Source organism: Streptomyces sp. NPDC101225, from assembly GCF_044767585.1.
Classification (GTDB): domain Bacteria; phylum Actinomycetota; class Actinomycetes; order Streptomycetales; family Streptomycetaceae; genus Streptomyces.
Window position 1 is genome coordinate 198,937 of sequence record NZ_JBIWOE010000008.1, and the last position, 13,430, is coordinate 212,366.

General features: G+C 70.9%; 12 protein-coding genes and 1 pseudogene. 8 read left to right on the plus strand and 5 right to left on the minus strand.

The window, feature by feature from the left end:
* Positions 1-2 precede the first annotated feature (2 nt).
* Positions 3-1,109: an acyltransferase family protein gene (locus tag ACIRPX_RS14590; RefSeq protein WP_404193329.1), complete on the minus strand. Its 1,107-nt coding sequence runs from the start codon at positions 1,107-1,109 to the stop codon at positions 3-5.
* Positions 1,110-1,270: 161 nt separating this feature from the next.
* Between ACIRPX_RS14590 and ACIRPX_RS14595 the strand changes: the two genes are divergently transcribed.
* Positions 1,271-1,744, plus strand: coding sequence for a BlaI/MecI/CopY family transcriptional regulator (locus ACIRPX_RS14595; protein ID WP_404193331.1), 474 nt, complete (start codon positions 1,271-1,273; stop codon positions 1,742-1,744).
* 3 nt (positions 1,745-1,747) lie between these two features.
* Entirely contained in the window at positions 1,748-2,689 is a 942-nt protein-coding gene (locus ACIRPX_RS14600; RefSeq protein WP_404193333.1) for a M56 family metallopeptidase, read from the plus strand.
* A 27-nt stretch (positions 2,690-2,716) separates the two neighbouring features.
* On the opposite strand, the gene ACIRPX_RS14605 is transcribed toward ACIRPX_RS14600, so the two are convergent.
* Both ACIRPX_RS14605 and ACIRPX_RS14610 read right to left on the minus strand, forming a co-directional pair.
* Positions 2,717-3,172 carry a TerB family tellurite resistance protein gene (locus ACIRPX_RS14605; RefSeq protein ID WP_351348371.1) on the minus strand — a complete coding sequence of 152 codons (456 nt, stop codon included), beginning with the start codon at positions 3,170-3,172 and terminating at the stop codon, positions 2,717-2,719.
* Positions 3,173-3,562: 390 nt separating this feature from the next.
* Positions 3,563-3,730 (minus strand): hypothetical protein, encoded by a 168-nt coding sequence (locus ACIRPX_RS14610; protein WP_404193336.1) that lies wholly within the window; start codon positions 3,728-3,730, stop codon positions 3,563-3,565.
* Here ACIRPX_RS14610 and ACIRPX_RS14615 point away from each other — a divergent pair.
* Positions 3,672-3,857 (plus strand): annotated as a pseudogene (locus ACIRPX_RS14615) (hypothetical protein); the annotation flags it as partial. The gene ACIRPX_RS14610 and the pseudogene ACIRPX_RS14615 overlap by 59 nt on opposite strands.
* A 76-nt stretch (positions 3,858-3,933) precedes the next feature.
* On the opposite strand, the gene ACIRPX_RS14620 reads toward ACIRPX_RS14615, so the two are convergent.
* Entirely contained in the window at positions 3,934-5,712 is a 1,779-nt protein-coding gene (locus ACIRPX_RS14620) for a coagulation factor 5/8 type domain-containing protein (protein WP_404193339.1), read from the minus strand.
* Positions 5,713-5,924: 212 nt separating this feature from the next.
* On the opposite strand from ACIRPX_RS14620, the gene ACIRPX_RS14625 reads away from it, so the two are divergent.
* The 5 genes from ACIRPX_RS14625 (at position 5,925) to ACIRPX_RS14645 (ending at position 12,532) form a co-directional block, all read left to right on the plus strand.
* Positions 5,925-7,241, plus strand: coding sequence for an ABC transporter substrate-binding protein (locus ACIRPX_RS14625; RefSeq protein WP_404193342.1), 1,317 nt, complete (start codon positions 5,925-5,927; stop codon positions 7,239-7,241).
* 5 nt (positions 7,242-7,246) lie between these two features.
* A complete protein-coding gene (locus ACIRPX_RS14630; RefSeq protein WP_404193345.1) occupies positions 7,247-8,236 on the plus strand; it encodes a carbohydrate ABC transporter permease in 990 nt (329 codons plus the stop codon).
* Positions 8,229-9,125, plus strand: a complete 897-nt coding sequence (locus ACIRPX_RS14635) for a carbohydrate ABC transporter permease (protein WP_404193348.1) — start codon at positions 8,229-8,231, stop codon at positions 9,123-9,125. Before ACIRPX_RS14630 ends, ACIRPX_RS14635 begins: the two co-directional genes overlap by 8 nt.
* 29 nt (positions 9,126-9,154) lie before the next feature.
* Positions 9,155-10,519, plus strand: coding sequence for a GH1 family beta-glucosidase (locus tag ACIRPX_RS14640; protein WP_404193350.1), 1,365 nt, complete (start codon positions 9,155-9,157; stop codon positions 10,517-10,519).
* Positions 10,520-10,654: 135 nt separating this feature from the next.
* Entirely contained in the window at positions 10,655-12,532 is a 1,878-nt protein-coding gene (locus ACIRPX_RS14645; protein WP_404193353.1) for a discoidin domain-containing protein, read from the plus strand.
* Between the two features lie 83 nt (positions 12,533-12,615).
* Here ACIRPX_RS14645 and ACIRPX_RS14650 read toward each other — a convergent pair whose 3' ends face one another.
* Positions 12,616-13,392 (minus strand): CDP-alcohol phosphatidyltransferase family protein, encoded by a 777-nt coding sequence (locus tag ACIRPX_RS14650; RefSeq protein WP_404193356.1) that lies wholly within the window; start codon positions 13,390-13,392, stop codon positions 12,616-12,618.
* Positions 13,393-13,430: the final 38 nt, after the last annotated feature.

Consider the following 13,430-nt stretch of genomic DNA (forward strand, 5'->3'; position numbering starts at 1 on the left):
CCTCAGGACGGCTGTGGTTCCTGCGCGGTACGCCGGAACGCCCAGTTCATCCGGGGCTCCGTGACACAGCGGAAGATCCGCCGGACCGGGGCCGTGCACAGCACGGTCACCGCCGTGGCCGCGACGAGCGTCACGGTGATCTCGCCGAACGGGCCGTGGATCCACGCGGGGTCGTACCAGCCCCAGAACTTCGACCCCTGGGCGAGGAAGCCGTGCAGCAGATAGCCGTAGAGCGTGCCCGCGCCCAGCGCGGTGAAGAACAGGCGGCGGCCCGGTACCCAGGACAGGAAGCAGGCGACCAGGATCGTCGAGCAGCCGAAGGCGGCCAGCGTCACCACGGGTCCGTACCAGGCCGGCGCACCGAGCTCCTGCGCACTGTCGCGGTGGAAGAACCAGGCGCCGGTCATGCGCGGGACCGCCCAGTACGACACGGCGAGCGCACCGGCGACCACCGGCACGGCCAGCGCGCGCACCCGCCAACGGCGCAGCAGCCGGAAGTGCTCCGGCCGCAGGCACAGACCGAGCACGAAGTACGGCAGGAACTGCAGCACACGCTGGAGGTCGAGGTCGTTGCCGATGGACGGCGAGACGGTCGCCAGCATCGCGATCACGAGCGCCACCGGCAGCGGCCACCGCAGGGTCCTCCAGATCGGGGTCGTCAGCCGCCAGACGAACAGCGCGATCAGGAACCACGTCAGATACAGCGGGTCCAGCAGCGTGATCGGCCGGTCCGGGACGCCGTCGGTCCAGCGGGTGAAGAGGGTGTACGCCGTCTCGAAGACGACGTACGGCACCAGGACGCCCGTCACCAGGCGCTTGATCTTCGCCGGACGCGCGTCGAAGGTGCGGGAGAAGTAGCCGGAGATCACGATGAACGCCGGCATGTGGAAGGCGTAGACGAAGGTGTAGAGCGCGGTGACGGTCCGGCTGCCGTCCCGCAGCGGTTCCCACGCGTGTCCCATCGCCACCAGCACGATCGCCAGGTACTTCGCGTTGTCGAAGTACGCGTCGCGCCGGGCCGGCCGTTGCTGCTGTTCGCCCTGCCGGGAATCCGACGTCTCGGTGGACTGACGTGCCTGGGGTGCGGCTGTGGCCTGAGGACGGGACATCACCCCCGCCTGACCGATTCTCGGCCGGGTAAACCACCGGCCACGCGACGCTCCTGTGTGCTGCGCGGGTGGGGCCTGTGCCGCGGGCACCGGCGCACAGGCCGTCTCACTACGATGGGGCGGATGTCGAGCGGTGCGCGATGCCGTGCAGGGGAGGCCGGGTGGGACAGCAGGACGGGCGCGGCGGCGGAGGTCCGGGTGGGCCGGCCCGCCGGCGGGGCCAGGGCGAACTGGAGGTCCAGGTCCTCGCCGCCCTGCGGGCCGCGCCGGAACCGGTGCCCGCGCGCTGGGTCCGCGAGCACCTCGGCGGCACCCTCGCCTACACCACCGTCATCACCATCCTGACCCGGCTCCAGGCCAAGGGCGTGGTGACCCGGCAGCGCGCGGGCCGCTCCTTCGCGTGGACCGCCGCGGCCGACGAGGCGGGCCTGGCCGCGCACCGCATGCGCCGGGTGCTGGACGGCGAGACCGACCGGCAGGCGGTGCTGACCAGCTTCGTCTCCTCCCTCCCGCCGCAGGACGAGGAACTGCTGCGCAGGCTCTTCCGGCAGACGCAGGAGACCGGACCGGCGCGCGAGAGCGCGCACGCGGAGCGCGGCGACGGCGATGCGTGCGCGGACGGCCGGGAGCGCTGAGCCATGGGCGTGTTCGTCTTCCTGCCGCTGGTCCTGCCGCTGACCGCCTGGCCCGTCGCACGCCTCGCCGAGTACCGGCTGCACCCGCACCTGGCGACCCTGCTGCTGTCCGCGGCCGCCGCCGTGCTCGGCCTGTGCAGCACGCTGTGCCTCGCCCTGCTCGCGATCGTGGGCACCGCGCAACTGCCGGGCAACCCCCTGCCCGACGGCTGGGCCGACCGCGAGGTCCGTGCGGCCGTGCCGCACGACGCGGTGGTCGGCAAGGCCGCGGTGTGCGCGCTCGCCCTCGCGGGCGCCGCCTGCGCGGCCCTCCTGCTGCGCCACCGCCGGGTGCGGCGCCGCGCCGCACGCGCGCTGCGCGGACTGCCCGCGACGCAGGTCGCCGTCCTCCCGGACGAGGTGGCCTACGCCCACACGCTGCCCGGGCGGGGCGGCCGGCCCGGGCGCATCCTGGTCTCCACCGGCATGCTGGGCTGCCTGGACTCCCCCGAGCGGCGGGCCCTGTTCGCCCACGAACGCGCCCATCTCACCGGGCGCCACGACCGGCATCTGCTGCTGGCGGGCCTCGCGGCCCGCGCCAATCCGTTCCTGCGGCCGCTGCGGACCGCCGTCGCCTACACCGTGGAGCGCTGGGCGGACGAGGAGGCGGCCCGGGCGGTCGGCAGCCGGCGGATCACCGCCCGGGCGATCGCCAAGGCCGCCCTGGTCTCGCGGCCGGATCCCGCGCCGACCCTGGCCGCGTTCGCCGCGCCGGGCGGACCCGTGCCGCGCAGGGTGGCGGCCCTGCTGGGTCCGGCGCCCGCCGCCCGCACCCTGCCGCCGATGTGCACGGGCGTGGGCGTGGCCGTCTGGACGGCGGCCGCGGGGACCACTCTCTCCGCCATGTCCTCGGCGAACTCCGCGGTCACCATGTTCCTGATCCTCAAGGCGGCGGCTCCGCTGTAGCGCGCCAGGGGGCCGCCGCCGGGCGGGTCAGAGGTCGAACTCGTGCGGCGGCAGGTCGAGCGTGAAGCACGCCTCCCGCACGACGGCCTGCTCCGTCTTGTCGAAGTCGCCGTCGGCGCCGCCGATGACGATGCCGATCTGGATGACGGCACGGGCCTCGGCGGGCTTCTTCTTCGCCTTGGCGACCTCCTGGAGCACGCTGACCTTGCCGAAGGCGAAGTCGGCCGTCAGCTTGTTGAGGTTCTCCTCGAAACGGCGGCGCAGGTCGTCCGCGGGGAAGTTCTGCAGGACCTCGTTGGTGGCGATCAACTGGGCCACGCGCTGCCGCTCGGCCGGGTCGATGGTGCCGTCCGCGGCGGCGACCAGGGCGCACATCGCCATGCTCGCGTCCCGGAAGGCGCCGCTCTTCAGATCGTTCTTCTTCGCCACGAGCTGGGTCTGCATCGTCGACGCGGATTCCTTGATGCGGTCCCACAGGGCCATGAGAACTCCATGTTGTCGGTGGTCGTAAAGATCTACAGCACCGTAGAAACTAGCGACGGGCCGGATAAGTTCCGGCCGTTCCAGGAAACTTCACCTGCCGCGGACCGCCGGAAAACCGGGTGCCCCGACCGCTGGGCGTTCCCTACACTCGCCACGCGCCGTGCGTCGCCGGGACGCGCGGGACGAGTGAGGGGGGACGGTCGTGCGCCACCGCATCGATGTCGTCGTCCCCTGTTCGCAGTACGAGGTGATCCTCGTGTCCCCGACCGTCCGGTGCCCGCTGCGCGGCCGGTACCGGATGCCCGTGACGAACGTCTGACGCGACCCGCCGGCCTCGCCGGCGCCCCGCGGCCGGGCCCGTTCGTCCGCAATCGCGCTGCCCTGTTCCGATCACCGGCGATGATCAGCGATCAGCAGAAAGGCCAACGGGCCGTGCGCACCCACACCCTTCCCCACACGAAGCCTGCCCTCGTCCGCAACCTCGGCATCCTCGCCCACGTCGACGCGGGCAAGACGGGTCTCCGGCTCGACCGCGCGCGGCGCCGCGGCGTTCGTCACGGCCACCGTGCCGCTGGCCGAACTCTTCGGCTACGCCACGCGGTTGCGCAGCCGGAGCCAGGGCCGCGGCACGTTCACCACCCGCCCGGCCGGGTACGCGCCGGCGCCGGCGGCGCCCGTGCGGTGACCGGTCGCCGGTCGTGGGACCGGTGCGGTGACCGGCCCGGCGGCCCCGTCCTCAAACGGACGGGGCCGCCCCCGGCTCACGGGTAGGACACCACCGTGGACGGCGTCGTCGACGTGCCCGAGGTCGGCGCTCCCGTCTCGTTGACGACGTGCTCGTACTGGCCCTGGCCGCCGAGCGAGACCACCAGCAGGTTGTGGAACCTCACCCCCGGCCGGTTCGGCGCGGCGAAGCCGTTGTGCTGCACGATCGTCGGGTCGACGTTGTAGTAGCAGTAACTGCCCAGGCCCCAGCCCTCGTGCGTGGTCACCGCGTCGCCGACCTGGTAGGCGGCGTAGCCCTTCACCGAGCCGTTCTGGATCGCGGCCTGGTTCGGGGCGTCGTAGGCCTTCTCGTTCTGGAAGAAGATCGTGCGGCCCCGCTGGCCGTTCCACTGCACGTCGTACTTGTTGAAGTGCTCGACGAACAGGCCGGTGCACAGCACGTCGTCGCCGTTGACGACGATGCCGTAGTCGGCCCGGTTGGTGTCCCAGCCGACGCCCGTGCCGTGGTCGGCGCGCCACACCCAGGTGTGGTCGACGATGGTGTGCCGGTTGTTGATCACCATGCTGGTGGTGGCCTTGCCGGCGCCCGCGCCGCCGATACGGACGAACACGTCCTGGACGGTGGTCGGATTGGCGGAGTGGTTCCTGGAGGCGCCCTGCGGGCCGATCTCCAGCAGGGTGGGGGAGTTGACCGGCCCGGCGTCGACGAGGAATCCCGCGAGCCGCACGCCGTCCACGTCGGCGACCCGCAGGGCCGTGACGCCGTTGTCGGGGACGAGCGTCGCGTAACCGAGGCCCAGCACCACGGTGTTGGCCCGGTCGACCTGGATGGGCCGGTCGAGGTGGTAGATGCCGGGCGTCAGCAGCAGGTGAAGTCCCTGGGCGAGCGCCTGGTTGAGGGTCGCCGCGCTGACGCCCGGCCTGGCGACGTAGAACCGCGACAGCGGCAGCGACGTCCCCCTGGGCGTGCCGTTGCCCCAGGTCACCCCGCGGGCGTTCGTCCGCTTCGCCGGCAGGAAGACGCGGTAGCCGTTGCCGTCGAGGTGGAGGAAGGGCTTCTCACGGGAGACCGGGGTGGTGTCGAGCGTGGTGTAGGGCGGGTTGGGGAAGCTCTGCGCGGGGGCGCCCTCGACGCCCGAGAACACCATGTTCCACACGCCGTTGAGCCAGCTGCCGATCGCGCTGTCGCGGGTGTACCACTGCTGCTGCGAGTACGGGCCGACCTGGCCGTCGATGCGGCTGTCGGCGATGTAGCCGCCGCTGGCCCAGCCGTAGCCGGTGGGTGAGAGGTTGAGGCCGCCGCGGACGTGCATCCGGCGGAAGGGGGCCGCCTGCGCGACCGCCCACCGGTCGGTGCCGTTCGCCGGGACCAGGGCCAGGTTCTCCGCCGAACGCCAGAAGTTCTGGGTGGCGTTGCCGTCGAACCAGCCCGCGTCGACCGTGACGTCGCCGTTGATGGTGGTGTCGTCGGGGGAGAGGCCGAGGCCCGCGATGGAGGTGTAGAAGCCGAGCTGGGCGTTGAGGCCGCTGTACGAGCCGGGCTTGAAGAGCAGGGCGTAGCGGCCGGTGCCGAACTGGGCCGACTCCTGCTGCTCGAAGACCTCGTCCAGCCTGGCCTGGATGCCGGGCGTGGACGGGTCGAAGACCAGGACGTTCGGGCCGAGGTCGCCGCCGCCGGGGAGGTGGCACGGCTTCTTCGGCCGCTTCTTCGGCCGTGGGGCGGCCGAGGCCTGGGCGGACAGGCCCAGCACCGCTGGCGCGGAGGCGGCTGCGGCGCCGAGGACGGTTCTGCGGCCTATGTCGGGCAGGGGCATGGGGCGGCTCTCCTGTTCATGAAGTGAACGGGGTGGGGTGTTGGGAGCGCTCTCTCGCCGGTGAATGCTTCAACTACCCGAAGGAGTGCGTCAAGGGGTGCGACCCGAGTTCCACAAGGGTTGCCGAACCCCTTGACTAGGCCATCTCCTGAGGTTTAACTCACGTCCTAAATTAAGCCGTGAGTGCAATCCCTGAAGGGACACCCAGAGCCATGCGCAGCATCCGAGCCGCGGCCGTAGGCGCCGTCACCATGTCACTCGCCCTTGCCGCCACGGCCTGCGGAGGCGGTTCGTCCAGCGGCGGCGGTTCCAACGACTCGCCGAAGACGCTCACCTACTGGGCCTCCAACCAGGGCGCGAGCATCGCCGTGGACAAGAAGGTCCTGCAGCCCGAACTCGACAAGTTCGAGAAGCAGTCGGGCATCAAGGTCAAGCTGGAGGTCGTCCCCTGGTCCGACCTGCTCAACCGGATCCTCACCGCGACCACCTCCGGCCAGGGCCCCGACGTCCTGAACATCGGCAACACCTGGAGCGCCTCGCTCCAGGCCACCGGCGCGCTGCTGCCGTGGGACGCCAAGAACTTCGGCAAGATCGGCGGCAGGGACCGCTTCGTGGACTCGGCCCTCGGCTCGACGGGTGCCGAGGGCAAGGACCCGGCCGCGGTCCCCCTGTACTCGATGGCCTACGCGCTGTACTACAACAAGCAGATCTTCGCCGACGCCGGCATCAGCAAGCCGCCGGCCACCTGGGACGAGCTGATCGCGGACGGCAAGAAGATCAAGGCGAAGGGCAAGTCGCCGCTCGGCGCCGAGGGCGCCAACGTGTCGGAGAACATCCACCACGTCTTCGTCTTCGCCAAGCAGCACGGCGGCGACTTCTTCACCGCCGACGGCAAGCCCGACTTCACCAACCCCAAGGTGGTCGACGCCGTCAAGCAGTACGTCGACCTGATGGCCAAGGACAAGGTCATCCCGACCGGCGACGCCGAGTACGCGCAGAACCAGTCGGTGAGCGACTTCGCCAAGGGCAAGCAGGCCATGCTGCTGTGGCAGTCGGCGGCGGCCAACCTCAAGTCGCAGGGCATGAGCGAGGACGCGTACGGCATCGCACCCGTGCCCGTGCAGTCCGGCACCCCGGGCACCGGCACCCAGGTCAACTCGATGGTCGCGGGCATCAACCTCGCCGTCTTCAAGAACAGCCACAACATGGACGGCGCCACGCAGTTCGTGAAGTTCATGACCAGCGACGCCGAGCAGAAGATCCTCAACACGGCCTACAGCTCCATCCCGCCGGTCAAGGGAGCGCAGTCGGACGCCGCCTTCAACTCCGCCTCCAACGCCGTGCTGAAGCAGACCCTGGCGACGAGCGCCGCCGCGCTGCCGCAGGTCGCCGACGAGTCGCAGTTCGAGACGGCGGTCGGTACGGCCGTCAAGGACCTGTTCGCCGACGCGGCGGCCGGGCGCGCGATCACCACCGACTCGGTGAAGGCGAAGCTCGAGAAGGCCCAGCAGCAGATGCCGGCGAAGTGAGTTCGATGACCACCACGACCCTCAAGGAGCCGGTGAGGGGGAGTGCCCCCGGGGCGGAGCCGCGCGAACCGCGCCGCCGTCCCGGGCGGATCCGCCGGATCGGGCTCCCGTACCTGCTTCTCCTGCCCGCCCTGCTGCTCGAACTCCTGGTCCATCTCGTGCCGATGGTCATCGGCATCGTGATGAGCTTCAAGGAGCTCACGCAGTTCTACATCCGCGACTGGGGCTCCGCGCCCTGGTCGGGCCTCGGCAACTACAAGGTGTCGGTGGACTTCGACGCCCCCGTCGGCGAGGCGCTGCTGCACTCCTTCTTCGTCACCGTCGGCTTCACCCTGCTGTCGGTCGGTCTGTGCTGGCTGATCGGCACGACGGCGGCGATCTACATGCAGGACACCTTCCGCGGCCGCGGTCTGCTGCGGGCGCTGTTCCTGGTGCCGTACGCCCTGCCGGTCTACGCGGCCGTCATCACCTGGGTGTTCATGTTCCAGCACGACAACGGCCTGGTGAACCACGTCCTGCACGACCAGCTGCATCTGACCGGCAAGCCGTCCTTCTGGCTGATCGGCGACAACAGCTTCTACGCGCTGCTCACCGTGTCCGTGTGGAAGGGCTGGCCGTTCGCCTTCCTCATCGTCATGGCCGGGCTGCAGAACATCCCGCGCGAGCTGTACGAGGCCGCCGCCCTGGACGGCGCCGGCATGCTCCAGCAGATCCGCCGCATCACCCTGCCGTCCCTGCGCCCGGTCAACCAGGTGCTGGTCCTGGTGCTGTTCCTGTGGACGTTCAACGACTTCAACACGCCGTACGTCCTGTTCGGCAAGGCCGCACCCGAGGCCGCGGACCTCATCTCGGTCCACATCTACCAGGCGTCCTTCGTCACCTGGAACTTCGGCACCGGCTCCGCGATGTCCGTGCTCCTGCTGCTGTTCCTGCTCGTGGTGACGGGCGTGTACCTGGTGCTCACCTCACGCGGACGGAGGACCGGAGATGTCTGAGTCGCTGCGGATGCCGGCGCGGAAGGCGCGGGCGGCAGCCAAGTCGCCCATGGCGATGCCCAGTTCGTTCATCTGGACCCGGCGCGTCTTCCTCACCCTGCTCACCGGCTTCGTGCTGATCCCGGTGTACGTCATGGTCTCCAGCTCGCTGAAGCCCCTCGCGGACGTCACGGGCAAGTTCCGCTGGCTGCCCAGCGGTCTGACGATCCGGCCGTACATCGACATCTGGTCGACCGTCCCGCTCGCGAAGTACTTCATGAACTCGCTGATCGTGGCGGTGTCCGCGACCGTCTGCTCGGTGGTGGTCGCGGTGTTCGCGGCCTACGCCGTCAGCCGCTACAGCTTCCGCGGCAAGCGGGTCTTCACCGTCACCGTGCTGTCCACCCAGATGTTCCCGGGCATCCTCTTCCTCCTCCCGCTGTTCCTGATCTACGTCAACATCGGCAACGCGACGGGCATCGCCCTGTTCGGCTCGCGCGGCGGCCTGATCCTCACCTACCTCACCTTCTCCCTGCCGTTCTCGATCTGGATGCTCATCGGGTACTTCGACTCGGTGCCGCGCGACCTGGACGAGGCGGCGCTGGTGGACGGCTGCGGACCGCTGGGCGCGCTCTTCCGGATCGTCGTGCCGGCCGCGATACCCGGCATCGTCGCCGTCGCCGTCTACGCCTTCATGACCGCCTGGGGCGAGGTGCTGTTCGCCTCCGTCATGACCAACGACGCCACCCGCACCCTGGCCGTCGGCCTCCAGGGCTACTCCACGCTCAACGACGTCTACTGGAACCAGATCATGGCCGCCTCGCTGGTCGTCAGCGTGCCCGTGGTGGCCGGTTTCCTGCTGCTGCAGCGCTATCTCGTCGCCGGGCTGACGGCGGGGGCCGTCAAGTGACCAACTCCCACCGCTTTGAGAGGACTTCCGTGTCCGACCGCATCGACCTCGCCGCCTTCCCCCACGATTTCCTGTGGGGCACGGCCACCGCGGCGTACCAGATCGAGGGAGCCGTCGCGGAGGACGGCCGCGCCCCGTCGATCTGGGACACCTACTCCCACACGCCCGGCAAGGTCGCCGGCGACGACAACGGCGACGTCGCCTGCGACCACTACCACCGCTGGCGCGAGGACATCGGCCTGATGCGTCGACTGGGCACCAACGCCTACCGGCTGTCGGTCGCCTGGCCGCGGGTGATGCCCGGCGGCGACGGCCCGGTCAACCCCAAGGGCCTCGCGTTCTACGACGAGTTGATCGACGCCCTGCTGGAGGCGGACATCACCCCGTCCGTCACCCTCTACCACTGGGACCTGCCGCAGGCCCTCCAGGACCGCGGCGGCTGGCCCGAGCGGGACACCGCCCTCGCGTTCGCGGAGTACGCCTCGGTCGTCGCCGAACGCCTCGGCGACCGCGTGTCGCAGTGGGCCACGCTCAACGAGCCCCTCTGCTCGGCCTGGATCGGCCACCTGGAGGGCAGGATGGCCCCCGGCCTGACCGACCTGACGGCCGCCGTCCGCGCCTCCTACCACCTGCTGCTCGGCCACGGCCTCGCCGTCGACGCGATCCGCGCCGCGGCCCCCTCCGCCCGGGTCGGCATCGTCACCAACCTCTCCACGGTGCACGCCGCCACCGACCGCGAGGAGGACGTGGCGGCCGCCCGCCGGCAGGACGGCCACATCAACCGCTGGTGGCTGGACCCGGTCTACGGCCGCGGCTTCCCGGCCGACATGCGCGAGGTCTACGGCGTCGAACTGCCCGAGCGCGACGGCGACCTGGCGAAGATCGCCGCCCCGCTGGACTGGCACGGCCTGAACTACTACATGCCCTCCGTCGTCGCCGACGACCCCTCGGCGCCGGCGCCCCACGTCCGTTCCGTGCGCCGCCTCGGCGTCCCGCGCACCGGCATGGACTGGGAGATCGACGCGAGCGGCATCGAGGCGCTCCTGCTGCGCCTCACCGACGAGTACCCGATCCGCCGGCTGTACGTCACCGAGAACGGCTCCGCCTACCCGGACGTCGTACGCCCCGACGGAACCGTCGACGACCCGGAGCGCCAGGACTACCTGGAACGCCACCTCGCCGCCTGCGCCTCGGCCGTCCGCAAGGGCGCCCCGCTGGCCGGCTACTTCGCCTGGTCGCTGCTCGACAACTTCGAGTGGGCGTACGGCTACGACAAGCGGTTCGGGCTGGTCCACGTCGACTACGAGACGCAGGTGCGCACCATCAAGGGCTCGGGCCACCGGTACGCGGACATCGTCCGCGCCCACCGCGGCCGGGCACGCCGGGCGGCCTGACACAGACCGCGGTGGGCGCGGCCCAGGGGAGCTCGCGCCCACCGCGCCGTTCGTTGATCCGCCGGCCGCGCCGGCAGCCACGCGCACCCGTACATCTGTCATGTACGCAACATCAACGACCCTCAGGAGAGCCGCATGCCGTCCCGCATTCCCCGCACGCTCCTGGCCGCCCTCGCGACGGCGGCCCTGCTGTCCCCGGGCATCACGGCACTGGCCGCACCGGCGTCCGCCGCGGCGGCCGCGGCGAGCTGGGACACCGACCGGGCGAACGCCGCCTACGCGGCGGACCCCGCGGCCGTCACCGCCTCCGGCAGCGAGAACGGCGGCACCACACCCGGCCTGGCCTTCGACGGCAACGGCGCCACCCGCTGGTCCAGCGACTTCGCCGACGACGCCTGGATCCGCGTCGACCTCGGCAGCACCGTCCGGATCGACCGGGTGGTGCTCGACTGGGAGGCGGCCTACGGCAGGAGATACGTGCTGGAGGCCTCGGCCGACGGCACCGACTGGACCCCGTTCTACACGGAGACGGCCGGCACGGGCGGCTCGGTCACCGCGAGCACGTACCCGCAGGAGGTACGGGGCCGCTACGTCCGCATGCGCGGCGTCGAACGCGCCACGCCGTACGGCTACTCGCTGTACGCCTTCAAGGTCTACGGCGGTGAGCCGGCCCCCGCCTCGACGACCCGCACGAACCTCGCCCTGAACCACCCCGCGTACGCCGATTACTACCAGCACGCGGGCACTTCCCCGGCGTTCGTGACGGACGGCGGCATACCCGCGAACCTGAAGGACGACGCGACCCGCTGGTCCAGCGACTGGAACGCGGACCGCTGGGTCTCGGTCGACCTGGGCGCCACGTCGACGATCTCCTCGATGGACCTGTACTGGGAGGCGGCCTACGCGGTCGACTACCAGCTCCAGGTCTCGGACGACAACCGCACCTGGCGCACGGTCTACGAGCCCACCCCGGCCGAGATCGCCGCCCGGCGCGCGAACGTGAAGTCCCCGGCGGAGGCGGTCGGCCTGCACGACACCGTCACCCTCCCCACCCCGGCGACCGGCCGCTACGTCCGCATACTCGGCAAGGAACGCCGCAGCTTCTACAACCCGGCACCCGCGACGGCCCGGTTCGGCTACTCCCTCTACGAGTTCCAGGTGTGGGGCACGGGCGGCAGCGCGTCGGCGGCGTACCCGGCCCTGCCGGGGGACCGGCCGGGCACGTACCGGACCACGTTCTTCGACGACTTCACGGGCGCGGCGCTCGACCGCTCCAAGTGGCGGGTGGTGCGCACGGGAACGGAGATGGGCCCGGTCAACGGCGAGTCGCAGGCGTACGTCGACTCACCGGACAACGTCCGCACGGAGAACGGCGAGCTGATCCTGAACGCCAGGTACTGCAAGGGCTGTACGCACGCGGGCGGTGGCACGTACGACTTCACCTCGGGCCGTGTCGACACCAACACCCACGTCGACTTCACCTACGGCCGGGTCAGCGCCCGGATGAAACTCCCGGTCGGTGACGGTCTCTGGCCCGCCTTCTGGCTGCTCGGCTCCGACGTCGACGACCCCTCCGTCTCGTGGCCCGCCTCCGGCGAGACCGACATCATGGAGAACATCGGCTACCCCGACTGGACCAGCAGCTCCCTGCACGGCCCCGGCTACTCGGCCGACGGCAACATCGGCACCCGCCAGACCTTTCCCTCCGGCGGCACGATCGACCAGTGGCACACCTACGCGGTGGAGTGGACGCCGACGGCGATGCGCTTCTACGTCGACGACCGGTTGGTCCAGGAGACGACCCGCAACAAACTGGAGTCGACGCGGGGCCAGTGGGTCTACGACCACGACCAGTACGTGATCCTGAACCTGGCCCTGGGCGGCGCGTACCCCGCCGGCTGGAACCAGGTGACCAGTCCCTACTGGGGACTGCCGCAGTCGAGCGTGGACAAGGTCGCGGGCGGGGGCGTACGGGCGGAGGTGGACTGGGTGCGGGTGGAGCAGAAGGACTGAGCGGCCTGTCGGGGATACGACGCGAACACCGTTCTCGTCCGATCCCACCTCGCGGCCGGACCGGGCGGCTGAGGGACCCTCGTTCAGGACGCCACCGTCTGCGGCTCCGGCGCCAGGCCCAGGATCTCCTCCACCTCGGCGTCCTGGACGCGGGAGGTGCGGCGCAGCCACCTGACGTCGCGGCCGAAGGACCAGGTGAGCGACCCCAGGGCCAGCAGGACCACGCCGAGGGACGCCAGGTGCGGCAGGCAGCCCGACGCGGCCAGCAGCAGGCAGATGCCCTGCATCGCCGCCACCGTCTTGCGGGCCATGCTCGGCGGGAGTTCCGCGTTCAGCCAGGGGCAGACACGGGCCGCGGCGACGAAGGCGTAGCGCATGGCGCCGATCATCAGCACCCACGGTCCGAACTCCATGGACACGTAGACGCTGAGGACCAGGATGAGGAAGGCGTCGACCTCCATGTCGAAGCGGGCGCCCAGCGGGGTGGAGGTGCCGGTGGCGCGGGCGACCTTGCCGTCGACGCCGTCCAGGATCAGGGCTATCGCCGTCAGGCCGACGAACAGCGTGACGGGCGGGGAGCTCTCGAAGGAGTCCGCGACCAGCGCCGTGACGCCGCCGACCAGGGTGGCCCGGCCCAGCGTCACCCGGTTGGCCGGGCCGAAGGAGCGCGGCCGGGAGCGGTGCAGCGCCCGGGAGAGCACCGCCCAGCTGGCCACGGCGAAGGCCAGGCCGGTCAGCCAGCCCGCCGGCCCCATGCCGATCGCCGTGCCGAGCAGGGCCAGCAACAGGATCTGAAGGCCCGCTCCCACAGCGGTCTCCTGCTGGACCAGCCTCGCGTCGTAAGTGTTGTTCAGGGCCACCGCACACCCTCCGGCCGTATGACAGAGTCGATCAACGC